Raw genomic sequence first — 26,362 nt, 5'->3', positions numbered from 1 at the left:
TATCATGCAGGAAGATAAGGCGATGTCTGCTGGCCGGGATATCACCCCCGGTATGGACCCCCTGGAACCTCACCGTTGGAAGCATGGCACGGTCGTGGCAGGTGTGCCATGGAAGAATCCGGTGGGCACCGCCTCCGGCACCTTCAATCTGGATGCCTGCCAGGACTACTATGATGTGGCGGACATGGGAGCCATCGGCACCAAGGGTGTCTCGCCCGTCCCCTGGGAGGGCAACCCCTCTCCAAGGACGGCGGAGACCCCAGCTGGAATGGTGAACTCCGTAGGACTGCAGAATCCTGGCGTGGACCGCTACCTGGTCGACGAGCTTCCCAGACTCAAGGCCTTGGGGGCCACGGTGGTCACCAACGTGGCAGGTCACAGTGATGATGATTATGCCCAGGTGGTGGAGCGCCTTGCGGATTCCCCTGCTGACATGTTGGAAATCAACGTCTCTTGCCCCAATGTCTCCCATGGGGGCATGTCTGTGGGAACCGATCCCGAAGCTCTGAACCGGCTCATTCATCGCCTACGCACCATGACCGACAAGCCGATGGTGGTCAAACTGTCCCCGAATGTCACCGACATCGTGGCTGTGGCCCAGGCCAGCGTGGAGGGTGGGGCAGATGCCCTGAGCCTGATCAACACCCTGGTCGGCATGCGTATCGACATTGATACAGGTGAACCCATCCTGGCCCAGGAGACCGGGGGAGTGTCAGGCCCCTGCGTCTTCCCCATAGCCCTCGGTTTCGTTTGGAGGGTTCGCAAGGCCCTGCCCGATATTCCGATTATCGGCATAGGAGGTATTGATTCAGGGGAGAAGGCCCTTGAGTTTCTGTACGCGGGTGCCAATGCCGTTGAGGTAGGCGCCGCCGCCCTCCTGGATCCGGTCGCCCCCGTCAGGGTGGCCAGGGAACTGGACGACCTCCTGGACTCACGACCCGAACTTGCTGATCTGCTCTCGAAAGGAAAGACATGGAAATGAACAGGATCGACTCAACCGAGATACCTGCGGAACAGACGGAGGGTCTTCAGCAAGGCTTCACCCGCTTCCTCCTGGAAAGTGGCGCGCTGAAGTTCGGGGACTTCACGCTGAAGTCAGGCAGGCGCTCTCCCTACTTCATCAATGCCGGTGCTTTCAATGACGGTCCAAAGATAGCCCTGCTGGGGGAGTTCTACGCAAGGACCATAGTCAATGCCGTCAAGGCGGGAACGCTCCCGGCCGATATCGACACGGTCTTCGGGCCTGCCTATAAGGGGATTCCCCTGGCCGTCTCGACGGCCATCGCACTTGGAGGCGCCCATGATATGCACCTGGGCTACACGTTCGACCGGAAAGAGGTCAAGGACCATGGCGATGGCGGCCTCATGGTGGGAACCCAACTCGAAGATGGTATGAGGGTTCTTCTGGTCGACGATGTCATGACTGCAGGGACCGCAGTCCGTCAGGCGGTGCCGAAGATACTCGATCAGGCGAAAGTGGAGATCGTCGGTCTGGTCCTCTCGGTGGACCGGATGGAGAAAACGGGTCAGGGCAAGGGCTCAGCGGTGGAGGCCATCATGGAGGAGTTCCACTTCCCCGTGCTCAGCATTGTCAATGTGCAGCAGATTTTCCAGGCTGCGAACGCCATGAAGGACAACCAGGGCAGGCCTTTCCTGACCGACCAGGTGGCTTCGGACGCGAAGGACTATCTGAACCGCTACGGAGCCTGATTTGGTGTAGATTGGAGCAAGTCGATGCAGGCCGCCGACCAGCGGTCTGTGCAGGTTGACCGCGCAGGGCGTGGTCCCGGCCCGTCAAGAAGGACCTCATGGACATGAACCCTACAGAGCAGAGCACACCAGATCAGAACGGACAGCCAGGGCAGCAGGAGACCGTACCCCCCGGGCGACGCCGTGGCATCATCATCTCAGCAGTGGCCCTTGTTCTGGTCCTGGTCATCCTTGCAGCCGGACTCTATGTCTGGCATGGCAAGGACCAGGCTGACAGGGATGCGCAGGCATCGGTATCCGGGGAGACCGTCGCCAAGGGGCCGACCGGAAGCAAGACGGCCTATAAGGAGCTCCAAGAGGTCAAGGCCAAACCATCTGTTGCAGATAAAGAGGGTGGACTGACCATAGCGGCCGGAGGAATCAACACCAAGGTACCCAATGCTCCATCAGTCCATGTCTTCGTCGACCCGATGTGCCCCTGGTGCGGCAAGGTGGGACGCGTCATCGACCCCGAGCTGGAGAAGATGGTCAAGGCAGGTCAGGTCACTGTCACCTACACCTTCCTCAACTTCCTGGATAAGGTCTCCAGTGACCAGTACTCAACGCGGGTTGGGAATGCCTTGGCCACGGTGGCCGAGCAGGATCCCGATCATTTCCTCGATTTTGAGGCCGCCGTCTTCGAAGAGGGCTTCCAGCCTGACGAGGAGGACTACCAGCCGGTCTCGGACCAGGATCTTGCCAATCAGGCTGTCAAGGTGGGGGTTCCCGAATCCGTGGCCGCACAGTTTGCCGAAGGCCGTTACCAGGACTGGGTCCAGAAGGTGAACGATTACACCATCACACGCACGGACGTCGAGGATGCCAAGGGTGAATTCACCACACCCACCATCATGATCAACGGCCGTCTCTGGGACATCAGTGGTGCAGGCAAGGCTTCCGGCGGCCTACAGCACCTCGACAAGGCCCTGCTGAAATCCCTGGGGATTGATGACGACAAGGTGGGTATGCAGGGTGTCATGCCCTCCATAGGTTCCACGGGAAAAGCACTGCCGTTCTGAACAGTGTCCTCCATCGCTACTGAATCGTTGACAAATCGAAGGGGCGTCCTCAAATGGGACGCCCCTTCGATTTGCATACCCGTCAGCTCAGGATATGGTCTCTGCCACTGGGAGGGGGGTGCCCCTACTCGATGAGGGAGTAGCCATGATTGGAGAGCACTTCCTTCAGCTTGTCGAGGTAGAGCTCTGCGGCATGGGATATCTTGGTCCTGCTGTTGACTATCCAACCCAGAAGCATGGATTCGTCAGACTGCAGGGGGACACTGACGATCTTCTCATTGTTCAGGTCCTCATTGTCGATACCGGTGCAGACCGTGTAGGCGTTGAGTCCCACGATGAAGTTCAGCATCGTGGCACGGTCGGTTACGGTGATCTGCTTGGAGGAGTAGCTGGGCCAAACCGCCTCTTCTGCAAAATAGAAGGAACCCTCGTCGCCTTGCTCATATTGCAGGAAGGGGTAGGGTTCCAGGTCTTTCATGGTTAGGATCTTGCGGCTGGCGAGTGGATTCGTCCTGGCGAGGAAGACATGCAGGTCGGCTCTGAAAAGAGGGTGGAAGTCCAGGTGTTTCTCGCGCAGCATCTTGGAAAGTACCTGTTGGTTGAAGCCTGATTGGTAGATGATGCCGATTTCGGATTGCAGGGTCGAAACCTGGTCTATGATATCCCTGGTTCTCGTCTCCCTGATGGTGAACTCATACTCTTCGGAGTCGATTGAGTTGATCATCTCCACAAAGGCCTCGACTGCAAATATGTAATGCTGGGTGGAGACCCTGCAAAGCTGCTTGCGGGGTGTTACCTGCTTGTAGCGGGACTCCAGAAGATCGGTCTGGTCCAGGATCTGTCGGGCATAGGTCAGAAATTCGGCACCATCGACGGTCAGGGCGATTCCCTGGGAGTGGCGGGTGAATATCTCGATCCCCAATTCGTTCTCCAGCTCCTTGACCGAGGAACTCAGGGCCGGCTGGGAGATATACAGCTCATGCGAAGCCTCATTCATGGATCCGCACTCGACGATCTTCACGATATATCGCAGCTGGAGCAGTGTCATGGTTTCAATCTATACCAGCCCCGTTACAGCTCACGCCCACCCTTCTTTCATCGTGGTACGCCAAGCTAGACAGGCGATGGTCGGTTCAGCCGGACTGGTTTCCGGGGAAGTGGAGTGGGGTTGCGCCCCTGGCGGGGGAAGTTAAAACCGTAACCGGTCTCGCCTAGAGGTGCCTTCCGAGTGCGGCTATCTCCTCCATACCCCGCGTTGCCGCCTGCTGGTCCAGGTACCGTCCCCTTCCTTCCACGCAGAGATTGCCGTGGACATCGGTTGTGAACCCGTAGACCATGGGTACTCCTGTAGGTACATTGATGGAAGCTATGTCCTTGTCCCCGATACCTTCCAGGACCTTGATCAGGGCCCGGACAACCGACCCATGGGTGACCATCAGAATTGTGAGTCCCTCTTTCAGTACCGGGGCGATTCGTGCCTGCCAGTATGGTTGCAACCGCGCCAGGAGGTCCTTCAAAGACTCGGCTCTGATTTCGGCCGGGACGAGCGAGTCCAGATGGTCCTGCATGGCAGGAGCATACCGCGGGTCGTCTTCCTGAAAGTAAGGGGAAGCCGGGTCGATGTCAGGAGGCCGCACATCAAACGAGCGCCGGTAGGCATTGAAACGGTCCTGGCCGTAGCGTTTCAGCATCGCCGGTCGCGTCTCACCCTGGAAAGCCCCATAATGGCGCTCATTCAGTCGCCAGGTCCTCTCCACGGGTATCCAGCTGCGGTCGGTCAGATCCAGGACTATATCAGAGGTCAGAATGGCCCTGGACAGGAGCGACGTGAAGACCATATCGGGAGCGAGACCGGCCTGACTGAGGAGTCTGCCCGCCTGCACAGCCTGATCTCTACCTCGGGTCGTCAGTGGAACATTGACCCAACCGGCGAACCGGTTGACGGATTTCTGGGTCCAGGTGCTTTCTCCGTGACGCATCACTATCAACTCAGCGTGCATGGACCCGTTCCTTTCCTTGGCGGGCTTGCCACCCAAGCCCCGTACTCCCGTGCGTCGGTTCTCAGAACCAGAGCGAGCTGTGCTCGAAAAAGAGGGAGGACTCCCTGTCCTGGTCGTTGTCACCCCTGTTCGATCCTGAATCCAGGGCGGTATGCCCGCTCAGGAGCGTGCCGACAGCCTGGGGAAGATGTTCGGCGATTTCCGAGGCACGGATCGGGTGACCCAAAGGACCGTGGGCGTGGCTGCTTCCCTCGTTGGATTCTTCCTGGATTTGTTCGATGAAAGCCTGGGGACGCCTTGGCTGGAAGACCAGAGGTGCCTCCCAACCGGCTTGCCCGGATTCCGAAGCCAAGGCCCCGGCCAGCCCATGCAGGTAGGTTCCGGCTGCAACGAGATCGACTACGGCTTCCGGCTCGTCCTCAATAAGGTCTGCATTCTGAGCCAGAAGGGCACCGATGGTTCCTGCCAGGACATCGCCAGAGCCCGCGGTCGAGAGCCAGGCCGGACCGAACCCGGTGGTCATGACCCGTGGCTGGCCGGTCCCGTCATCGCCGACAACCACTGTCACCGCCCATTTGAGCAGGACTGTGGCACCGGTCAGTTCCCAGGTGCGGATGGCCCATTGGACCGGTGCAGCAAGGACATCCTCAGATTCGACGCTTTCGCCACGGGCGCCGAGGAGGGATGCCATCTCTCCTGCGTGGGGGGTCAGTATGCCCAAGGGGCCGATTCTGTCGGGCAGGAGATCCAGTGCACCTGCGTCGATGACCATGGCCGGATCAGTACCCGTATGGCCCTCCTCCTCATCCTGCGCCTGCCTGTTCAGCAGGGAGGAGATCAAATCCCGTTGCCCGTCTCCGTTCGAATCCGGGGCATCGTCCATCTGGTTCAGAGCCGCCTGAGTCGGTACACCTGAGCCCAGAACCCAGGATTCCACCGGTCCGGTACCCAGCACGGCCTCTGGTATGGAGGAGAGGATGAGCCGACCAACGCTGTCGGGCCCATGGTAACGAATCATCCCCACATTTGCATTGGCGGCTGCAGTGGAGGAGAGGAGGGCTGCACCGTGGTACTGGTCCGAACCCGTGACGAGGCCCACCACTCCACGACTGTATTTGGTGTCATCGATCCGGGGAACCCTGAGAAGGCTTGCACAGGTACCGCTGGTCATACACTCGACGGTCGGCGCCAGGGCCGAGGTATTGAACCCGAAATCCACCAGAACGAGGCGCCCGCAGATGTATGCGGCAGGGGGGAGCATCAGGCATGGCTTCAGGGCGCCCATGGTGACGGTCACATCGGCGGGGATGTAAGCCCCTGGCAGGGTGCCCCCGTCAATATCGACACCGGAAGGGGCATCGACCGCCAAAACAAGTGGGGTCCGCCTGTCCGATGTGGCGGAAGGAACGAGACGATGGGGAAGTCTTCCGTCTTCTCCGATTTCGATGGCCAGGGCGGCTGGAATCCCGCGTAGTGCACCCCTGAGCCCGATGCCGGCCATGGCATCAATCACCAGGTCGGCATCCTGGCATAGCTCAACGGCTTCTGCAAGTGCGTCCGCGGCCTGACTGGCCCCCTCAGGTATGTCGCAGTCCGGAATGGTTGCCAGGGGGTCCAAGGCCATGACAACCCCACCTGCCCTGAGAAGTGCGCTCGCTCCTTCACGATCGAGGCTGCGACCGGTGGCAATCACGGTCACATCGGCTCCACGCCTAGCCAAATCGGCCGATGCCAGCAGTCCGTCACCCCCGTTGTTTCCGGCTCCCGCAAGAAGGACTATCCGGGCGGTATCAGGATCGATCTTCGCCTCACTCATCATGAGCCGGGCCACTGTGGTCAGGGAGTCGGCGGCCATCCTCATCAAGGGCACCCCTTCTTCCAGGAAGGGTTCCTCCAGGGATCTGATCGTATCAGCGCTGTAGGCTTTGGTGGTCAGGTCCCCATACGTCCGGTTTTTGTCTTCAAGCGACGGCTTCATGCCTGCTCTCCTCACTGCTCCGGTGTCTCTCAGGTGGACGCCCTTGGTTCCCCACTCTATCCGATTGCCTCATCCGTCATCAATTTTCCTGGTCCGGTATGGCCGGTGTTTCGCCGAGGGTATCCCTATATGGGTCCGGTCTTGTCAGGCAGGGAAACTATGGTCGGGCACATCGTTGGTCCGTTCCGAAGGAGTGATGCGATGCAAGGATTCACCATGCCCGATACCGGACAAGTCATGGCTCTGGTCATGACCCTTCTCCTTTGTGGCCTGATCGGCTTTGAGCGTGAATTCCTCAAGCATGATGCCGGCATCCGCACCCACATCCTTGTAGGCATGGGCAGCTGCCTCTTCACCATGGTCTCCATCTACGGCATCCAGGCCGCAAGCGGGAGCTATTCCTGGGACGCCTCCAGGATTGCCGCCTCGGTGGCATCCGGTATCGGCTTCATAGGTGCGGGGGTCATCTTCTTCAACCACGACTCGGTGCGGGGTCTGACCACAGCCAGCGCCATTTGGGTGGCCTCCGCAGTGGGTATGGCCTGCGGGGTGCAACTGTTCTCCCTGGCCATCCTCACCGTGGCCTTCTATTTCTTCGCGGTCCTGGTCGTGGCTCCGGTCCTGAAGTGGTTGTTGCGTAACAGGCAGAACACGGTCCTGCGAATCACCTATGAAAACGGACGGGGTTCCCTACGTGAGTCCTTGCTCCTATCCACCCGGATGGGGTTCGAATCACGAGTACTGACCACCCACGAGGTCTCTCATGATGATTGGTTCGGGGCTGAGGTGACCGTCAACCTCCTTGGCAAGGGGGATGTCTCGGAGCTGGTCGAGTCCATAGGCCAAACCGTCGGCGTCAAGGCCGTGCAGGTTCTGGGAGAGGACGACTGACGGGTTTCCCCCCAACCTTATTGAGAGGGCTGCATCATGTGAGCCAAGGATGATGGGGGAGTCGACTACTCTTCGGCAACCAGGTCCAGGTACCCGTCATTCCATAGGTCCTCATCACCATCCGGCATCAGCAGAACCCGCTCCGGGTTCAGGGCCTTGACGGCTCCCTCATCGTGGGTGACCAGGACGATGGCGCCCTCATACTTGGCGATGGCCTTGAGGATCTCATCCCTGGAGGCGGGGTCCAGGTTGTTGGTGGGCTCATCGAGAAGGAGCACATTGGCCCTGCTGGTCACCAGTGTGGCCAGAGCCAAACGTGTCTTTTCTCCGCCGGACAGAACCTTGGTGGGCTTCATGGCATCCTCCCCGGAAAAGAGGAAGGACCCCAGGATCGTTCTTGCCTGGGTGTCGTCCAGATCCGGAGCCACATGCTGGAGGTTCTCCAGGACAGACACGGACTCATCCAAGGTGTCATGCTCCTGGGCGAAGTATCCTATCTTGGCACCGTGCCCCAGAACAACCCGGCCTGTATCAGGCTGTTCGACACCGGCCATGAGTCGAAGCGTCGTGGTCTTGCCCGCTCCGTTGTAGCCAAGGATGACCACGCGGGACCCCTTGTCGATGGCCAGGTTGATGCCGGCGAAGACGATGTTGGACCCATATGCCTTGGAGAGCTCCTCGGCCATGATGGGGGTTTTGCCGCAGGGGGCCGGCTCCGGGAAACGCAGATCGGCTACCTTCTCCGCACGCTCCGCCTCCTGGGTGGAATCCAGCAGTCGCTGGGCACGCTTCATCATGTTCTGAGCGGCCACCGCCTTGGTTGCCTTGGCGTGCAGACGGATGCCCTGCTTCATGAGCCGCTCGGCCTTCTTCTCGGCCACCTCCCGCTCACGGCGACGGCGTTCCTCATCCACAACGCGCTGCTTCAGATAGGCTTTCCACCCCATGGAGTACATGTCGATGCTGGCCTGCTGGGCATCCAGGTGCCAGACGCGGTTCACCGTCTCGTCCAGAAGTTCGGTGGAGTGGGATATGACCAGGAAGCCACCCTCGAACTTGCGCAGATATTCCTTGAGCCATTCGATGGAATCGGCATCCAGGTGGTTGGTCGGCTCGTCCAGAATCAAGGTGTCTGCATCCGAATAGAGGATTCTCGCTAATTCGATACGGCGACGCTGGCCTCCGGAGAGGGTTCCCAGCGGTTGTCTGAGGGTATCCTGACTGAGACCCAGGCTCTCGCCCATGACGATGGCCTGGGATTGTGCTGCATACCCGCCGGCATTCTCAAAGTCCTGCTGGGCCCTGTCATACCGCTTCATGGCCTTTTCCATGATTTTCGGGTCAGGGTTGGTCATATCTATTTCGGCTTTTCGCATCCTGCTGATGGTGGAAGCGATGTCGCGGACGCTCATGACCCTGTCCAGGGCGCTCTGCTCCGGGTCGCCCGTGTGAGTGGACTGGGGCAGGTACCCCAAGTGTCCGCTGATCCTGACCTTGCCGGCCGACGGGAGCATATCGCCCGTGATGACCCGGGTCAGAGTGGTCTTGCCTGCACCGTTGCGCCCGACCAGACCAATCCTGTCGCCCTTGCTGATATGGAAGTCGGTGGCTTGCAAGAGGAGTCGGGCCCCAATGCGGATTTCAAGTCCCTGTGCCTCTATAGCCATGCCGTGCCCGACCCCGCTTTCGTGATGGTTGCAATCGAATGAAGGCCGGTTGACAAGGTCCGACCCAAGGGACCATGGTAGCAAGTACCTGTCCCTTGGGTCGGGCGAATCGGCTCAGGGGTCAACGCCTGGTCAGTTTGAACCGGTTCCAGGGGAAGTAGATGATCAGCGCACCGACGGCGGTCATGGCCAAGACCAGAACTCCGAGCACGGTCACGGTCGAGAATATCCTGATTCCAATGCCGAGGCAGGCCCAGACGATGACCAGTCCGAACACCCAATCGCTCAGTTTCTGCATCATGAGGAAGGCAAGAGCCAGCAGCAGACCGACGACTATCACCGTGGTGAATCCTTGAATGAGGTCGGAGACCCTGGATCCTGAATCAAGGATGGCGTAGGCAGCGTTGACCAGGGTGGCCACGCTCAGCCAGGATGCATACAGGGATAGGGGAGCCCAGTCCAGAACCTTGGCCACCTTTGGGGTGCCCTCTTTGGTTGCGTCACGTCTCACCAGGGCATAGAGCATCCACACCAGGAGGGTCAGCACTGCGATGATGATCAGGGAAACCAGTGTTTGCTGCCGGTGCCAGAAGATCAACCAGGCGACGTTCAGGCAGCATGTGACCACGAAGACCAAGCCACTCAGCGTAAATGGAAGGAACCCGAACTTCTTCCTGCTCGGCCCTGCGAGACTGAACCTGACCAGCCATACGGCCAGTGCGATGTAGATGACTCCCCAGATAGCGAAGACGTATCCAGCTGGCATGATCCAGACGTTCACCTTCTTGGCGATCAGCCCGGTCGTTGTTCCGTTGAATTTGAAGACCTCGGCGTAGCCGTTGAAAGCGACCATGATGAGCCATGCCGCCCAAAGGAGGACATCCTCGAAGAGCTTCCAGGGGCCGCTCTCTTTTTGCTCATCACCTGCCTGGGTCTTGTTGCCGGCATCGTCTTTGGATGACGCGCCTGGTTGGCTTTCGCCATCCCTGTCCTGAGACAGGCTGCGGTTCCTCCCCTCGGAGGATTCCTCCGACTGGTGTTGAGGCCTGAATTGCCCAGCCTTAGTGCCGTCGGACTTCGATTCGTTCTTTGTCTCTGTTCGTTCTCCCGCTCGAGTCCGCTCTTCCCCGCTGTCACGCTCATGTATGGCCGCAGAAGTCCGCCTGGCTTTTTCTCTGGGGTCCTCATCGTCTTCCGACCACAGTCGGCGGGGATTATCGGAGATTCGTTCCCCGTTTCCGGTCCTGCCCTTGTCGCTCATTCTGCCTGCTCCTCTCCGGTCCGGCCCGCTTGCAATCCGCCCGGGTCCTCCCCGGCTGCGGACCATTCCGCCTATATACCCCTACTGTATGCTGGTAAATGGCTCCGAGGCTGTATTGAACCTGCCGGAGTCCTTTCCGCCACGATCAGGGAGAACATCATGATTGAGACGCTTGGAGTAGACCAAACAGCACAGGCAACACCCCAGAAGCGATGTGACTGGGCACAAAGTGACCCCCTGGAGCGCACCTACCACGATGAGGAGTGGGGGGTGCCCAAGCACGGCTCCCAGGCCCTCTTTGAGATGCTCAGCCTCGAGATATTCCAGTCCGGGTTGAGTTGGCAGCTTGTTCTACGCCGGAGGGAGGCCCTTCGCAAGGCGTTTGCGAATTTCGATATACAGACCGTCGCCGGATATGACCAGGCTGACGTGGACCGGTTGGTTCAGAATACCGACATCATCAGAAACCTCGCCAAGATCAAGGCAACCATAAACAATGCCCGCGTGATTGCGGACATGTTCCCCGGAGAGGAGTTTGACCGATACTGCTGGTCATTCACCGGCGGCAAGACCATCAATCATGATTACCTGACCATTCTCACAACACCCCGGTATGACCACCTGGCCGAGATTGTCAGTACGGATATGAAAGGGATCGGACTCAAATTCGTTGGACCCGTTACGGCGCAGTCCTTCATTCAGTCCGTAGGAATCGTCAACGATCACATGCATGGGTGCTACTTGAACGCGTTCCAGGAGTGACATAGCTCAGTCCTAAGTAGAAGTCAAGGCCGTTCGCGCGAAAGAGTCTTCGCCATCATCGAACACTTGTTCGAACAATCCTCTCCCGGCGGTATCATGAGCACACTTACGGTATCAGCCAGCTAGGGAAGCGGACGGGATCAAGTGAATCAGAAACAGCAGGCAAGAACAGCGGTCGAACCGGCAATCGAACAGCCGAAGATGATCGAATCCAACGGATCATTGGTGGCGGATCTCTCCCAGGTTCCCAACGACCGCAAGATCGTCATTCAAGGCGCTCGCGCACACAACCTCAAAAACGTCAACCTGACCGTACCCCGGAACAGAATGGTGGTTTTCACCGGCCTGTCAGGATCGGGCAAGTCCTCCCTGGCCTTCGACACCCTCTTCGCCGAGGGGCAGCGCAGGTACGTGGAGTCCCTGTCCTCATACGCCCGCCAGTTCCTAGGGCAGATGGACAAGCCCGACGTTGACTTCATCGAGGGACTGAGCCCAGCGGTTTCCATCGACCAGAAGACCACCAATCGCAATCCCCGCTCGACGGTTGGAACCATTACCGAGATCTATGACTACCTGCGGCTCCTCTTCGCCCGTACGGGCATCCCGCACTGCCCGGTCTGCGGTGAGGAGGTACGGGCGCAATCCCCGCAACAGATTGTTGACAACCTCCTGGGCAAGCCGGAAGGAACGCGCTTCCAGATTCTGGCCCCCATTGCCAAGGGCCGCAAGGGCGAATTCGTCGAGACACTGGAACTGCTGCGTTCGGATGGGTACTCCCGGGCAATCATCGACGGCGAGATGCGCCAACTTTCCGAGAAAATCAAACTGGCCAAACAGAAGAAGCACACCATAGAGGTGGTGGTTGACCGCCTGGTCATCAAGCCTGCGGCCCGACAGCGCCTGACCGACTCCGTGGAAACGGCCCTCCGCCTTGCCAAGGGAACCATTGTTGTCGACTTCGTGGATCTTGACGAGAAGGACCCTGGCCGACGTCAGCCATTTTCCGAGAAACGTTCCTGCCCCAACGGACATGAGCTGGAGCTGGATGAGATCGAGCCCCGCACCTTCTCCTTCAATGCCCCCTATGGTGCCTGCCCGGCCTGCACAGGTCTGGGTTTCAGCCTGGAAATCGACCCTGAGCTTGTCGTACCGGATCCGGACAAGAGCCTCAAGGATGGGGCGATCGAGCCCTGGAACGGGACCAAGACCCAGCAGCAGTTCTACGGGCACCTCCTGGAAGCCCTTGCCAAGGAGATGGGCTTCTCCATGAAGACACCGTGGAAGGACCTTTCCGAGGAGGTTCGTCACGCGGTCATGTACGGACATGATTTCAAGGTCAACGTCTCCTACAGGAACCGCTGGGGCCGCCTGCGCGAATACTCCACCGGTTTCGAGGGTGTGGTGCGTACCCTCATGCGTCGTCATGACGAAACGGAATCGGAACCGATGAAACAGTTCTACGAGTCCTACATGCGTGAGGTGCCCTGCCAGGTTTGCCATGGCAAGCGTCTCAAGCCGGAAGTCCTCGCTGTGACCGTCGACGGGCTCTCAATCGCTGGAGTCTGTGACATGCCCATAGCAAAGAGCCTGGCCTGGGTCAACGGCCTGCATCTGGAGGGTGCCATGGCCAAGATCGCCGGGGAAGTCCTCAAGGAAATCAAGGCGCGGTTGCGTTTCCTGAGCGACGTGGGTCTGAACTACCTGACCATGTCGCGAGCTGCCGCAACCCTATCCGGAGGAGAGGCACAGCGTATCCGCCTGGCCACCCAGATCGGTTCCGGCCTGGTCGGGGTCATGTACGTCCTGGACGAGCCGTCGATCGGCCTTCACCAGCGCGACAACGACCGACTCATCAGCACACTTCAGCGTTTACGCGACCTGGGCAACACCCTGATTGTGGTCGAACACGATGAGGACACGATCCGCCAGGCCGACTGGCTGGTCGATATCGGTCCAGGCGCCGGCGAGCATGGGGGCGAGGTCATCTTCTCGGGCCGATCCGGGGACCTGACCAAGGCCACCCGGTCGGTCACCGGCGACTACATCGCCGGGCGCAGACGTATCGAGGTGCCCAAGGCGCGTCGCAGGATTCGCAAGACAAAGCAACTGACTGTGGTCGGTGCCCGTGAGAACAACCTGAAGGATCTGAAGGTGTCCTTCCCTCTGAGCGTCATGACCGTGGTCACCGGTGTATCAGGTTCGGGCAAGTCCACCCTGGTCAATTCGATCCTCTACCCGGTCCTGGCAGATAAGCTCAACAACGCCCGGATCGTCCCGGGCAAGCACACCAGGGTAGAGGGTGTGGATCAGCTGCGTAAGGTCATCCACGTGGACCAGAACCCAATAGGACGAACCCCGCGGTCCAACCCGGCCACGTATACCGGAGTCTGGGACAAGATACGTCAGCTCTTCGCCCAAACACCGGAAGCCAAGGTGCGTGGCTACGGACCCGGTCGGTTCTCCTTCAATGTCAAGGGTGGTCGTTGCGAGACATGCCACGGAGATGGGACCATCAAGATAGAGATGAACTTCCTTCCGGATGTCTATGTCCAGTGCGAGACATGTCACGGAAAGCGGTACAACCGTGAGACGCTGGAGGTGACCTACAACGGAAAGAACGTCTCGGATGTGCTTGATATGCCCATCGAGGAGGCGGCCCGGTTCTTCCAGCCCTACACCTCCATCGCGCGTTACCTGAACACCCTGGTCGAGGTCGGGCTTGGGTACATCCGTCTTGGACAGCCCGCACCCACCCTTTCCGGTGGTGAATCCCAGAGGGTCAAACTTGCCACCGAGCTCCAGAAGCGGTCTGACGGGAAAACGGTCTACATCCTGGATGAGCCCACGACGGGCCTTCACTTCGAAGACGTGAGCAAGCTGCTCAGGGTTCTGCACGGCCTGGTGGATAAGGGCAACTCGGTCATCGTCATCGAGCACAACCTTGATGTGATCAAAACCGCTGACTGGATCATCGATCTCGGGCCTGAAGGCGGCGACGGGGGAGGTACGGTCGTTGCGCAGGGGACTCCCGAAGAGGTGGCGGCAAACCCGGACAGCTGGACCGGGCGGTATCTTAAGCCCATGCTGGATGCCGGCAAGGTCGCACAAACCTCCAAGACATCCAAGGGAGCCGGGAAGACCAAACCAAAATCAACCAAATAGAACCCAAGCCGTGCCGAAAAGGAGGTAACCATGACGCGTAGCTGCTTCGAGCGCCACACCCAACAGGTCTGGCGGCAGACCGCTCGTGCGCTCGAAGCCGAATCCCGTACCGGTTCCTTCGCAGGGGAGGAGGGGCCCTCGGGATTGAACAAGAACGGCGCCCCCCTCCTCGGCGATACGCGTGACGGTTTCCGCCCGAAGACCTCAGACATACCCACCCAGCCCGGCGTCTACAAGTGGAGGGATGAGGAAGGCAGAGTCATCTACGTTGGCAAGGCCAAGAACCTGCGCAACCGGCTGACCAACTACTTCCAACCACTCGCCAATCTCCATCCACGCACACAGTCCATGGTTCTGACGGCCAGAAGTCTGGAATGGACCGTGGTGGCCACCGAGTTGGAATCCCTGACGCTCGAATACACCTGGATCAAGGAATTCGACCCCAGATTCAACGTCGTTTTCCGTGACGACAAGACATACCCCTATTTGGCCGTATCGGTCGGCGAGGAGATCCCCCGAGTCTGGATGACCCGCGTCAGAAAACGGCGTGACACCAGATATTTCGGCCCGTACGCCAAGGTCTGGGACATCCGTCATACACTTGATGGCCTCCTCAAGACCTACCCGGTCCGCACCTGCACGTCCGGTGTCTTTCGCAAGGCTCAACTCAGTGGTCGTCCCTGCCTTCTGGCATCGATCGGCAAGTGCTCGGCCCCATGTGTGGGCAGGATCAGCCCAAAGGAGCATCGCAAACTCTGCGCCGAACTGACCGGGGTGATTACAGGTCGCCTGGGTAAGCCCTATCGCGCAAACCTAACGCGGCAGATGAAGGCGGCCAGCGATGACCTTGACTTCGAGAAGGCCGCCCGCCTGCGGGACCAGATAGCCATGCTGGATACGGTCATTGAGCAGAACGCCGTGGCCTTCGGCTCCAATGTGGATGTTGACGTCTTCGGCGTCGAATCGGATGAACTCGAAGCTTCGGTCCATGCCTTCTTCGTTCGGGCGGGTGCCATTCGAGGTGAGCGTAACTGGAGCGTGGAACGGGTTGAGGATGTCTCCGACGAGGACCTGATTGGCGATCTTATCGTCCAGGTCTATTCGGACCTGATGAACGAGACCAACAGCGAGCTATCCAGGACCGCGCCCCACAATGAGATGGCTTTGGAGACACCAGCCGATGAAGATTCAGGCGTTTCCATCAGTCAGGCCAGGGATGCCATGGGATCGACCCAGCGGGTTACCGCCTTGGATGCCGAGGATAGGGCCCGCGCCACGAAGAAAAGGAACACCTATCAGGAACAGACCGGGAGGGCCGACCTCCTTGCCCCCATCTCACCTATTCCCCCGGAGGTTGTGGTCCCCATCCAGCCTTCCCGCACGGAATCCCTTGAAGAGTGGTTGCGGGGACTTCGTGGGTCCTCGGTCAGGATACGAGTTGCCAGCAGGGGCGAGAAGAAGTCTCTGATGGACCGGGCCAATGCCAATGCCCACCAGGCCCTCCAACGTAGCAAGATGAGCCGTATGAGCGACATCGGCACCCGAACGGAAGCCATGAACGACGTTGCCAGGGCCCTGGGCCTGGATAAGGCGCCCCTGCGGATCGAGTGCTACGACATCTCCAACACGGTTGGAGGCCAATTCCAGGTGGCCTCGATGGTTGTTTTCGAGGATGGCATCCCAAAGAAATCCGAGTATCGCCGCTTCTCCATTCGGGGAAAGGACGGGAAGGGGGCCGTGGATGATGTGAGCGCCGTCTACGAGACACTTACCCGCCGATTCCGCCATGGGAACATAGCCGGCGACAGTGGGGAAAGCATGGAAGCCGAGCGGAAAGTCAACCAGGCGAATCTGAAGGGGGAGGGAGCCGACCGGAAGGATGATCTGGGCAGCGACACGGGAACCGAGGAGGCCATCGTCCAGCAGAACGCCTCGGCGCATCACTTTGCCTACAAGCCCAACCTGATTGTCGTTGATGGAGGCAAACCTCAGGTTTTGGCGGCGGCAAAGGCCCTGCATGATTGCGGTGTCGACGATGTGGCTCTTTGCGGTCTGGCCAAGCGTCTTGAAGAGGTTTGGGTGCCGGATGACGACTACCCGATCATCCTCAAACGTCAGTCTGAGGGAATGTACCTTCTTCAACGAGTGCGTGACGAATCCCATCGATTCGCCATCACCTATCACCGTCAGGCCAGACGAAAGGGTGCTTTGCGCTCCGCGCTGGATGATATCCCAGGCATCGGAAAGGCGTACCAGAAGCGACTGCTCAACCATTTCGGCTCCGTCAAGAAGATGAAGGAGGCAAATCTTCAGGAGCTGGAAGGCGTCAAAGGCATAGGCCAGGCCAAGGCCGAATCGATCTATGAAGCCCTTCACCAGGGGGAGGGGCGACCTGCTCCGGAAGCGGACTCCAAGCAAGGCCAGGAAACCATCACCGGGTAGACTGGCTCAAGGTGGAAGCGATGGCACCGATCAAGCGAACCAGATAAGGAGCGGGGATGGATCAGACCGTGAAACGCTGTGCAGTGTTGGGCGATCCCATCGACCACTCCCTCTCACCCGTCCTTCATCGGGCGGCCTATAGGGCACTGGGCCTGGAAGGTTGGCGATACGATCGTATCCGTGTCGGCCATGGAAGCCTCCCCACCTTTTGGGAGTCACTCGACCCCACCTGGGCAGGTCTGAGCCTGACCATGCCACTGAAGAAGGCCATCAATCAGATGGGAACTGCCGCGGACCATTGGTCCGGTGTTCTCGGGGTCTCCAATACAGCTGTTCTTTCTTGGAGTCAGGCAAATCGGAAAGGCGGCGGACCGGCCGTCAGCCTGACCAATACCGATGTCGAGGGGATTGTGTGCGCCTTCAAGGAGGCCGAGGGTTCCCTGAAGGATCCGGACCAGTCCATCGGCATCATCAAGTCGGTAAGCACAGGAACGATGCCCCCTCAGCCAGGCAAACAGCTGCGAGCGCTGATCTTGGGAAACGGAAACACGGCCGAATCAGCACTCTGTGCCCTGGGCTTCCTGGGCGTTGTCCACATCGATCTTGTGGCCCGTCGTCCTGATGCCACCGGGAGACTGATTGACTTGGCCAAGGAATTGAACATCTCGGTTGGTGCGCCGCATGGCATGGATGACAGTGACTGTGTTTCGGACCTGCTCTGCCAGGCCGATCTGGTGGTCTCGGCCCTTCCCGCCCATGCGGCGGATCCCCTGGCTGACCTATTGGACAGCCGTTCAAACCGTCATTCCCCGCAATCAGCAGGTCTTTCAAAGGCACCCCACCTTCTTCTGGACGTAGCCTATGAGCCTCGTCCCTCCAGGCTCACCCAGGCCTGGAAGAATCGGACAGGGGGCAGGGCGATCAGTGGCGACAGGATGCTGCTGTACCAGGCGGTCAGGCAGGTGGCACAGATGACTGGACAACCCCTTGAATCCATCCCCGTCAAGGCTATGGACAGAGCGCTGAAGGAGGAGATGCAATGAGCACCGACGCGACCTCGCCCACACCCAAGGCCGAGACCATCCCGCCTTTCCAAGGCTTCGAGGTGATGCTCATCACGGGTATGTCAGGAGCTGGGCGTTCCCGGGCCGCTGACTCCATGGAGGACATGGGCTGGTACGTCGTCGACAACATGCCGCCCCGTCTTCTGGTTCCCCTGGTCGACATGATGACCTCATCGGGCAGTACCCTGCATCGTCTGGCAGCTGTGGTCGATGTAAGGTCCCGGTCATACTTCGACGACCTCTCGGCCGTTCTGGGGCATCTTGACGACCTCGGCGTCAAGTGCCGGATACTCTTCCTGGATGCATCCGACCAGGTCTTGGTCAAGCGCTTCGAATCCGTCCGGCGTCCCCATCCTCTCCAAGGTTCCGGCCGCCTGATCGACGGCATCCATGAGGAGCGCAAACTCCTGGACAACCTCAAGGAGCGGGCCGATATGGTGATTGATACCTCGGCTTTGAGCGTCCACGATCTCTCGACCCGTCTCTACGAACTCATGCTCGGCTCCGGTCCCACAACAGTCGGAATCCACATCATGAGTTTCGGGTTCAAATACGGGATTCCCATTGATGCTGATTTCGTCGCCGACCTCCGCTTCCTCCCCAACCCCTTCTGGGTTCCGGATTTGCGCGAGCTCAACGGGCACGATGAGCCGGTGCGCGAATACGTCCTCGCCAGCAAGGGTGCCGAAGAGTTCATCGAAGCCTACACGCAGGCAATTCTGACGGCCGTCGACGGGTATGCCCGGGAGGACAAGCACTATGTCACCATCGCCTTCGGCTGCACGGGTGGTCAGCACCGTTCAGTGGCCATGGCCGATGAATTGGCAAGGCGTCTGAGAATCAAGGGGATGGACGTCACCGTATCCGCTCGGGAACTCCCGCATAAACCCCACTGAGGCCCCGATTTGGGACTGATAGCCAAGGGCGGAATTTGTCCAACTTATTCGATATCACAGTAATCCGGTAGTTCGTTCGACCGGCGAGTCGCACGGACCACAGCATTCAACATCGGTTTTTCCTAGGAGGACGGCTCTTGGCCCTACTTGATGATGTCAAAAGCGAGCTGGCCGCTATTGACAACGAACTCCCCGCAGCCAAAAAAGCCCAATCCGCCGCGATGATTCGCTTTGGCGGAGGTCTTCACATCATCCAGCGTCATATTGTGGTCGAAGCCCAGTTCGATTCCCTTCCTGCAGCGCAGTGGTTGCAGAACACCATCAAGGACGTCTACGGGCATGACTCGGATCTGATCCAGGTCAATCGCCAGACGCCTGCCGGCAATGTAATCAGGTATTCGGTCCGGGTACTCCGTGCCGGTGGGGCCTTGGCCCTCCAGACAGGGCTGCTGGACCGGCGCAAGCATCCGGTCCGTGGTCTCCCTGCCGACATCGTTTCAGGCAACATCGCCCAGGTAAAGGCCGCCTGGCGTGGTGCCTTCCTGGCTCATGGTGAGCTCTCCGACCCCGGCAAGGCGTCGTACCTGGAAATCGTCTGCCCGGGGTCGGAGGCCGCCTTGGCTCTGGTCGGTGCAGCCCGCCGTCTCGGAATCAACGCCAAAGCCCGTCAGGTCCGCAGCTCGGAACGCGTGACCCTGCGTGATCCGGACGTGATCGAGCGGATGCTCAACCTCATGGGTGCCCCCAAGTCCTCCAGGGAGTGGACAGGCAAGCGGAGCGATGGTGAATCCCGCGGCAAGGCCAACCGCCTGGCCAATTTCGATGATGCCAACATGCGCCGCTCAGCCAAGGCCGCCGTCGAGGCCAGCGCCAAGGTGACCAAGGCCTTCCAGATTCTGGGTGAGGACATCCCCGAAAACCTCAGAGCAGCTGGTCAGCTGCGCCTTGACCACCGTGATGCATCCCTGGAGGAGCTGGGCCGTCTGGCCGATCCGCCCGTTACCAAGGACGCCATCACAGGCCGCATTCGTCGTCTTCTTCAACTGGCCGCCAAGGTGGAGAAGCAACAGGCCGAGGGTCTCAACACCACCCAGGACCAGAAAGACTGATTACTGTTCCAACCGTCGGCTTGCCTTAGTACCATGGACTACAACGCGGGTTTCATAGCCCGAGGTTGCGCAGACCGGCGGTTTCGTCATGTCTGCAGCTAGGAAAGGAATGGCATGAAAACACTGAAGAGCCTCGGTGATCTCAAGGGCAAGCGCGTCTTGGTGCGTGCAGACTTCAATGTGCCGCTTGACGGCACAACCATCAAGGACGACGGCCGCATCAAGGCCGCTCTGCCCACCATCAAGGAACTCCGCGGCCAGGGCGCCAAGGTCATCCTGATGGCCCACCTGGGCCGCCCGAAGGGTAAGGTCGTTCCCGAACTCAGCCTGGCGCCGGTCGCCGACCGCCTGGGTGAGCTCCTGGGTGTCTCCGTCCCCTTGGCCGACGACACCTATGGTCCCGATGCCGAAGCCAAGGTTGACGCCATGCAGGATGGTGACGTTGTCCTTCTGCAGAACGTCCGCTTCAACCCCGAAGAGACCAGCAAGGACGAGGCGGAGCGCGATGCCTACGCCGAGAAGATCGCCAAGCTGGGTGACGCTTTCGTTTCCGATGGGTTCGGCGTTGTCCACCGTGCCCAGGGTTCCAACTACTCCGTGGCCAAGTTCCTGCCTTCTGCTGCAGGACTCCTGGTCGAGAAGGAAGTCAAGGCGCTCTCCAAGGCGACGGAGAACCCCGAACGCCCCTTCACCGTGGTCCTGGGCGGATCCAAGGTCTCCGACAAGCTTGGGGTCATCGAGAACCTGCTCAGCAAGGCCGACCGCCTGGTCATCGGCGGCGGCATGGTCTTCACCTTCCTTAAGGCCAAGGGCTACGAGGTCGGTTCCTCCCTGCTTGAGGATGATCAGGTCGATACCGTCAAGGGGTACATCCAGACTGCCCAGGAGAAGGGTGTCGAACTGGTTCTGCCCACCGATATCGTGGTGGCTGACGAGTTCAAGGCCGATTCGCCCCACGAAGTGGTCGCCGCAGACGCCATGCCCGCCGGCAGGATGGGCCTGGATATCGGCCCCGATTCCCAGAAGCTCTTCCATGACAAGATCGTCGACTCGAAGACCGTTGTCTGGAACGGACCCATGGGAGTCTTTGAGTTCCCGGCCTTCGCCGAAGGCACCCGTGCCGTGGCCCAGGGCCTAGTGGATGCCACCAAGGCGGGAGCATTCACGATCGTTGGTGGAGGCGACTCCGCTTCGGCGGTCCGTAACCTGGGCTTCCCCGACGATGGCTTCTCGCATATCTCCACCGGCGGTGGTGCCTCCCTCGAGTTCCTCGAGGGCAAGGAACTGCCTGGCTTGAAGGTGCTGGAGTAAAGTCCGTTCATCCAATGCCGGACCACCGGGTCTTGCATCCGGTGGTCCGGCATTGGCGTTTCGTTCCCGAGTCCCGTTTCTCATCATTAGGTTGGAAAGATCTGGTATGGCACGCACTCCTTTGGTGGCCGGCAATTGGAAGATGAACTTCGACCACCTCGAAGCCACCTACTTCGTTCAGAAGTTGGCCTGGCTTCTGAGAGATGCCCATTTTGACCACAAGCGCTGCCAAGTGGCCCTTCTGCCTGCTTTTACAGCCCTGCGCTCAGTCCAGGTCCTTGTGGAGGCCGACAATCTTCCCATCAGTTACGGAGCCCAGTCCGTGTCCGTCACTTCTCAGGGAGCCTTCACCGGCGATGTCTCCGCTGACATGCTGGCCCAACTTGGGTGCAGGTACGTCATCGTCGGTCATTCGGAACGCCGCAAGTACCATCCCGAAGATGATGCCAACATTGTCGATCAGGTGCGAGCGGTCCTGGCAGCCGGCATGAAACCCATCCTTTGCGTCGGCGAGAGCTATGAGGAGCGACGCCAGGGCATTGAACTCGAGTTCGCCGTGAGCCAGGTCAATGACGTGACCCGCGACCTCTCTCAGGAGGACATGGAGAACCTGATTGTTGCCTACGAACCCGTCTGGGCCATCGGAACCGGCATGGTGGCCACTCCTGAGACGGCTCAGGAAGCCGCCCAGGCCATTCGCGCCCATATCGGCAGACAGTTCGGCAAGAAGTCCGGTGAGGCCGTGAAAATACTCTATGGTGGATCAGTCACTTCAAAGAACGCCTCGCAGATGATTCAAGAGCACGATGTCGATGGCTTCCTGGTGGGAGGTGCCTCCTTGGACGTCCAGGAGTTTGCACGTATCGTCCGCCTGGCGGCAAAAGGCTGAATGGGAATCTTCCCAGGGTATCTGTACAATAACCAGTATTCACGTTCATTGGAGGTTGTCGTGACCATTGTCAAGATTGTCCTGGAAGTCATCGTTGTTATCGCCAGTATCCTGTTGACCCTGCTGATTCTGATGCATAAGGGCAAGGGCGGCGGCCTGTCCGACATGTTCGGCGGTGGCATCAGCGCCAACGCCGGCACCTCAGGTGTTGCCGAGAAGAACCTGAACAGGTTGACCATCATCGTCGCCCTGATTTGGGTCGCCATTATCGTCGCTCTGAGTCTGATGGCCAAGTACAAGATCGCCTGAGAAACCCATCATCGGAAAGCCCCGGCGCATCCCGTCGGGGCTTTTCCGTATCAGGTGAAGACCCTTGCAGGAGCGTCGAGGCAGGCATTCCCAAGAGAATCATCGAGTCGATGCCGACCACTACAGGGACTCTTGTTTTTGTTATCGGTCTATTCCGATCCCTTTTCCTGCTTGAGTAAACATGGTCTTCTGCTCTTAATAGAGTCCTACAAAACAGGGTGCCCCGTCCGGTCTGATACCGGACGGGGCACCCTGCTCATCAACAGTTGTCAGTCAGTGACCGACAACTGCGATTCTCAAGATCAGGCTCTCAGCCGTTGACGCGGTCGATGCCCTTCTGGACGTCGGAGAGGACTGAATCCCAGGAAGCGATGAAGGAAGCCACGCCATCGGCCTCCAGCTTGTCGGTCACGTCCTTGATGCTGATGCCCAGGTCGGCCAGCTTCTGCATGATCTGGTGGCTCTCCTCATAGGTTCCCTCGATGGAGGGTGAACCATCACCATGGGCGGCAAGGGCCTCAAGGGTCTTTTCGGGCATGGTGTTGACAATCTGAGGAGCAACCAGCTCATCCACATACTTGCAGTCGGAGTAGGCCGGGTTCTTGGTGCCGGTCGAAGCGAAGAGCGGACGCTGACGGCGTGCGCCCTTGGCCTCCAGGTCGGCCCAACGAGGATCCTTGTCGAAGGCCTGCTCGAAGAGCTCGTAGGCCAGGCGGGCATTGGCCACAGCGGCCTTGCCCTCCAAGGACTTGGCCTCATCCGAGCCGTTGGCTTCCAGGAGCTTATCCACGGCGCTATCGACACGGGAGACGAAGAAGGAGGCAACGGAGCCCATGTGCTTCAGGTCATGTCCGTTCTTGTCGGCCTGGACCATGCCCTCGATGAAGGCATCGATGACCTGCTGATACCGCTCAAGGGAGAATATCAGGGTGACGTTGACGGAAATTCCCTTGGCCAGGGTAGCGGTGATTGCCGGCAGTCCTTCGAGGGTTGCAGGAATCTTGATCATGGCGTTGGGACGATCGACCTTGGCCCACAGCTGCTCGGCCTGCTTCTCGGTCTCTTCGGTGTTGTGGGCCAGACGGGGATCCACCTCGATGGAGACACGTCCATCCACGTAATCGGTCTTCTCGGCGACTTCGCGGAAGATGTCCGTGGCGTTACGCACATCGGTCGTGGTCAGCTCGCGGACAGCGTCCTCGACATCGATGCGACCCAGCTGCTTGAGCTGCTCGTCATAGGGACCAACCTGGCTCAGGGCCTTCTGGAAAATCGAGGGGTTGGTGGTCACACCCACAACGTTGCGCTCTGCAATAAGCTGCTGCAGGTTGCCCGACTCGATGCGGGTACGGCTCAGGTCGTCCAGCCAGATCGAGACACCTGAATCGCTGGTGCGCTGCGTGTTTGCATTTTCTGCCATCTTGTAACTCCTTCTTGGGTTCCTGTTGGGAACACAAACTGCATTTTCTGCCACGATTGTGGCCGGTATTCCGGCCGGGCGACGAACTGTCGCACCGGCCGGGGGAGGGGGACGAGAACCTCTGTTCAGTCAGGGATCCGTACCCCGGAGAATCAGAAGGCCTTGCGGACTTCCTCGATGGAGGCCTTGGCGGCTTCAACCACATGATCCGCGGTGATACCGAGATCACGCATGTTCTCGTCGCCGCCACCCTGCAGCCCGAACTGCTCGATGGAAACGGGCTTGCCGTAGGAGCCGAGGTACTTGTACCAGGGCATGGCCAGACCGGCCTCGACCGAAACGCGAGCCTTGACGGACGCGGGGAGGATCTCCTCCTTGTAGTCGTCGTCCTGCTCCTCGAACCACTCCATGGAGGGAACCGAGATGACACGGGCCTTGACGCCCTGATCACCCAGGGTCTTGGCCGCGGCGACGGCATGCTGAACCTCGGAACCGGTGGCCATCAACAGCACATCGGGCTGGCCGTCGGTATCAACCAGGACATAGGCTCCCTTGCGGACACCCTCACGGGCCTTGGCCTTGGTCTCCTCCAGGGTGGGAACACCCTGACGGGTCAGAATCAAGGCCGCAGGATGGCTGTTGTCCTTCTCGAAGAAGGCACGATAAGCCTCGGCGGTCTCGCACTGATCGGCCGGTCGCACAACCTCCATCTGGGGGATACCACGCATGGCGGCCAGGTGCTCAATGGGCTGATGGGTGGGACCATCCTCGCCAAGGGCCACGGAATCATGGGTCCAGATGTAGAGGTTGGGGATGTCCATCAGAGCGGCCAGGCGCACCGAGGGACGTTCATAGTCGCTGAACTGGAAGAAGGTTCCGTTGAAGGGCCTGGTGTCAGAACCCAGCAGGATACCGTTGGTGATGGCTCCCATGGCGAACTCACGCACACCGAAGTGGAGCTGGCGGCCATACTTGCTGGTCTCAGGCCACTGGGTGGTCTTGTAGGCTTCGGGAGCGAAGGAGACAGCACCCTTGATGTCGGTGTTGTTGGAACCACCCAGATCTGCGGAACCACCCCAGAGTTCGGGCATGATGGGTGCCAGAGCATTGATCACGGCACCGGATGCCTTGCGGGTGGCGACCTTGGAACCGGGCTCGAAGCCTGCCTCCAGGTCGTCGATCGCCTTGTCGAAGCCCTCGGGCAGCTTGCCGGCGTGAATCCTGTCGTAGAGAGCAGCCTTGTCGGGGTTGGCCTTGCGCCAGGCCTGGTAACGCTCATCCCACTCGCTGTGCGCTGCAAGACCGCGCTGAGCGACCTCGCGTGCATGAGCCAAGGCCTCTTCATCAATCTGGAAGGACTGCTCGGGATCGTAACCCAGGGTCTGCTTCAGGCCGGCGACAGCCTCGGCACCCAGGGCTGAACCATGGGCGGAAGGATCGTTGGTCTTACCAGGGGTCGGCCAGGCCATCAGGGTATCGACCTTGATGAACTTCGGCCTGTCGGTAACCTGCTGCGCCTTTTCAAGCACGGCGGCCAGGCCCTCGGTGTCCTCCTTGTAGGACCCGTCAGGCTGGATGAAGCTGAACTCATCGGTGTACCAACCGTAGGCCTCGTACCGCTTGAGAATGTCCTCACTCAGCGCGATCTTGGTGTCGCCCTCGATCTGTATGTGGTTGGCGTCGAAGATGACGGTCAGGTTGCCCAACTGCTGGTCGCCCGCGAGAGAGCTGGCCTCGGACGAGATGCCCTCTTCCACATCGCCTTCGCCGCAAATGACCCAGATGTTGTGGTCGAAGGGGGACTGCCCTGCGGGGGCATCCGGATCCAGCATGCCACGCTCGTAACGCTGCCCATAGGCGAAGCCCACAGCCGATGCCAGACCCTGGCCCAGAGGACCGGTGGTCATTTCGATGCCGGGGGTCAGACCATACTCGGGGTGACCGGGCGTGCGGGTACCAGCAGTACGGAAACGCTTCAGGTCATCCAGGGTGAGGCCGTAACCGGAGAAGTACAGCTGCACATACTGGGTCAGTGAGGCATGACCGCCCGACAGGATGAACCGGTCGCGACCGGCCCAGTCGGGATCGTTCGGATCATGCTTCAGGAAGTGCTGATAGAGGGTGTAGGCGATGGGCGCCAAGGAGATGGGGGAGCCGGGGTGGCCGCTGCCGGCCTTTTCAACGGCATCGGCCGAGAGGACCTTGGCCATCTTGACCGCCCGCTCGTCGAGTTCAGACCATTTGAAATTGGACATATGGTGTCTACTTTCCTTCCAATTGAGAGGTCTTCATGTTCGACTTATGTCGAAAATGTTCGATTACCTTCACATTGCACTCCAATGATATATGTGCGAGCCGACACAATTCGGCTCTTCGTACCATCTTTTTGGCACTCTCGGTATCAGAGTGCTAATACTGGAGACATGACGGAAG

20 protein-coding genes are annotated in these 26,362 nt (G+C 59.6%); 13 read left to right on the top strand and 7 right to left on the bottom strand.

Translation table 11 applies throughout. The features are described from left to right. Positions 1-22 precede the first annotated feature (22 nt). The 3 genes from bcor_RS03485 (at position 23) to bcor_RS03475 (ending at position 2,768) form a co-directional block, all read left to right on the top strand. Entirely contained in the window at positions 23-982 is a 960-nt protein-coding gene (locus bcor_RS03485) for a dihydroorotate dehydrogenase (RefSeq protein ID WP_045921793.1), read from the top strand. Beyond that, positions 973-1,710: an orotate phosphoribosyltransferase gene (pyrE, locus tag bcor_RS03480; RefSeq protein WP_420796630.1), complete on the top strand. Its 738-nt coding sequence runs from the start codon at positions 973-975 to the stop codon at positions 1,708-1,710. Before bcor_RS03485 ends, pyrE begins: the two co-directional genes overlap by 10 nt. A 104-nt stretch (positions 1,711-1,814) precedes the next feature. After that, positions 1,815-2,768: a DsbA family protein gene (locus bcor_RS03475; RefSeq protein WP_158332626.1), complete on the top strand. Its 954-nt coding sequence runs from the start codon at positions 1,815-1,817 to the stop codon at positions 2,766-2,768. 124 nt (positions 2,769-2,892) lie between these two features. On the opposite strand, the gene bcor_RS03470 is transcribed toward bcor_RS03475, so the two are convergent. The 3 genes from bcor_RS03470 to bcor_RS03460 all read right to left on the bottom strand — a co-directional run bounded on the left by bcor_RS03470 (position 2,893) and on the right by bcor_RS03460 (position 6,746). Then, on the bottom strand, positions 2,893-3,816 hold the full coding sequence (locus bcor_RS03470; protein WP_033497002.1) for a LysR family transcriptional regulator: 924 nt from the start codon (positions 3,814-3,816) through the stop codon (positions 2,893-2,895). A gap of 163 nt (positions 3,817-3,979) precedes the next feature. Then, positions 3,980-4,768: a 2,3-bisphosphoglycerate-dependent phosphoglycerate mutase gene (locus bcor_RS03465; protein WP_033490105.1), complete on the bottom strand. Its 789-nt coding sequence runs from the start codon at positions 4,766-4,768 to the stop codon at positions 3,980-3,982. A gap of 61 nt (positions 4,769-4,829) precedes the next feature. After that, the gene (locus bcor_RS03460; RefSeq protein WP_033497004.1) at positions 4,830-6,746 is read right to left on the bottom strand and encodes a bifunctional ADP-dependent NAD(P)H-hydrate dehydratase/NAD(P)H-hydrate epimerase; all 1,917 of its coding nucleotides are present in this window, start codon (positions 6,744-6,746) and stop codon (positions 4,830-4,832) included. A 201-nt stretch (positions 6,747-6,947) separates the two neighbouring features. Between bcor_RS03460 and bcor_RS03455 the strand changes: the two genes are divergently transcribed. Then, positions 6,948-7,637, top strand: coding sequence for an MgtC/SapB family protein (locus bcor_RS03455; protein ID WP_033490103.1), 690 nt, complete (start codon positions 6,948-6,950; stop codon positions 7,635-7,637). A 65-nt stretch (positions 7,638-7,702) separates the two neighbouring features. Here bcor_RS03455 and abc-f read toward each other — a convergent pair whose 3' ends face one another. Beyond that, positions 7,703-9,304 carry a ribosomal protection-like ABC-F family protein gene (gene abc-f, locus bcor_RS03450; RefSeq protein WP_033497332.1) on the bottom strand — a complete coding sequence of 534 codons (1,602 nt, stop codon included), beginning with the start codon at positions 9,302-9,304 and terminating at the stop codon, positions 7,703-7,705. Between the two features lie 121 nt (positions 9,305-9,425). After that, on the bottom strand, positions 9,426-10,565 hold the full coding sequence (locus tag bcor_RS03445) for a TspO/MBR family protein (protein WP_033497006.1): 1,140 nt from the start codon (positions 10,563-10,565) through the stop codon (positions 9,426-9,428). Between the two features lie 159 nt (positions 10,566-10,724). On the opposite strand from bcor_RS03445, the gene bcor_RS03440 reads away from it, so the two are divergent. From bcor_RS03440 to secG, 9 genes are all read left to right on the top strand, one after another. Then, positions 10,725-11,327, top strand: coding sequence for a DNA-3-methyladenine glycosylase I (locus tag bcor_RS03440; RefSeq protein WP_051875646.1), 603 nt, complete (start codon positions 10,725-10,727; stop codon positions 11,325-11,327). Between the two features lie 201 nt (positions 11,328-11,528). Then, complete coding sequence (gene uvrA / locus bcor_RS03435) at positions 11,529-14,489, top strand: excinuclease ABC subunit UvrA (RefSeq protein WP_081870332.1); 2,961 nt, start codon at positions 11,529-11,531, stop codon at positions 14,487-14,489. A 30-nt stretch (positions 14,490-14,519) separates the two neighbouring features. Further along, a complete protein-coding gene (uvrC, locus tag bcor_RS03430) occupies positions 14,520-16,931 on the top strand; it encodes an excinuclease ABC subunit UvrC (protein ID WP_033497008.1) in 2,412 nt (803 codons plus the stop codon). Between the two features lie 56 nt (positions 16,932-16,987). Continuing rightward, positions 16,988-17,974 carry a shikimate dehydrogenase family protein gene (locus bcor_RS03425; RefSeq protein WP_033497010.1) on the top strand — a complete coding sequence of 329 codons (987 nt, stop codon included), beginning with the start codon at positions 16,988-16,990 and terminating at the stop codon, positions 17,972-17,974. Continuing rightward, positions 17,971-18,891, top strand: a complete 921-nt coding sequence (gene rapZ, locus bcor_RS03420) for an RNase adapter RapZ (RefSeq protein ID WP_033497012.1) — start codon at positions 17,971-17,973, stop codon at positions 18,889-18,891. Before bcor_RS03425 ends, rapZ begins: the two co-directional genes overlap by 4 nt. A gap of 137 nt (positions 18,892-19,028) precedes the next feature. Further along, positions 19,029-20,000, top strand: coding sequence for a DNA-binding protein WhiA (gene whiA / locus bcor_RS03415; protein ID WP_033497014.1), 972 nt, complete (start codon positions 19,029-19,031; stop codon positions 19,998-20,000). 114 nt (positions 20,001-20,114) lie between these two features. Next, positions 20,115-21,311 carry a phosphoglycerate kinase gene (locus bcor_RS03410; RefSeq protein ID WP_033490094.1) on the top strand — a complete coding sequence of 399 codons (1,197 nt, stop codon included), beginning with the start codon at positions 20,115-20,117 and terminating at the stop codon, positions 21,309-21,311. Between the two features lie 106 nt (positions 21,312-21,417). Continuing rightward, positions 21,418-22,200: a triose-phosphate isomerase gene (gene tpiA, locus bcor_RS03405; protein WP_033490092.1), complete on the top strand. Its 783-nt coding sequence runs from the start codon at positions 21,418-21,420 to the stop codon at positions 22,198-22,200. Positions 22,201-22,260: 60 nt separating this feature from the next. Then, the gene (secG, locus tag bcor_RS03400) at positions 22,261-22,509 is read left to right on the top strand and encodes a preprotein translocase subunit SecG (protein WP_033497338.1); all 249 of its coding nucleotides are present in this window, start codon (positions 22,261-22,263) and stop codon (positions 22,507-22,509) included. 310 nt (positions 22,510-22,819) lie between these two features. On the opposite strand, the gene tal is transcribed toward secG, so the two are convergent. Both tal and tkt read right to left on the bottom strand, forming a co-directional pair. Beyond that, the gene (gene tal / locus bcor_RS03395) at positions 22,820-23,929 is read right to left on the bottom strand and encodes a transaldolase (protein WP_033490090.1); all 1,110 of its coding nucleotides are present in this window, start codon (positions 23,927-23,929) and stop codon (positions 22,820-22,822) included. A gap of 152 nt (positions 23,930-24,081) precedes the next feature. Further along, a complete protein-coding gene (gene tkt, locus bcor_RS03390; RefSeq protein WP_033490088.1) occupies positions 24,082-26,184 on the bottom strand; it encodes a transketolase in 2,103 nt (700 codons plus the stop codon). Between the last annotated feature and the right edge of the window lie 178 nt (positions 26,185-26,362).

The sequence above is a fragment of the Bifidobacterium coryneforme genome, assembly GCF_000737865.1.
Lineage (GTDB): Bacteria > Actinomycetota > Actinomycetes > Actinomycetales > Bifidobacteriaceae > Bombiscardovia > Bombiscardovia coryneformis.
Note: the sequence above shows the minus strand (reverse complement) of the source record. Positions and strands in the feature narration are given on the sequence as shown.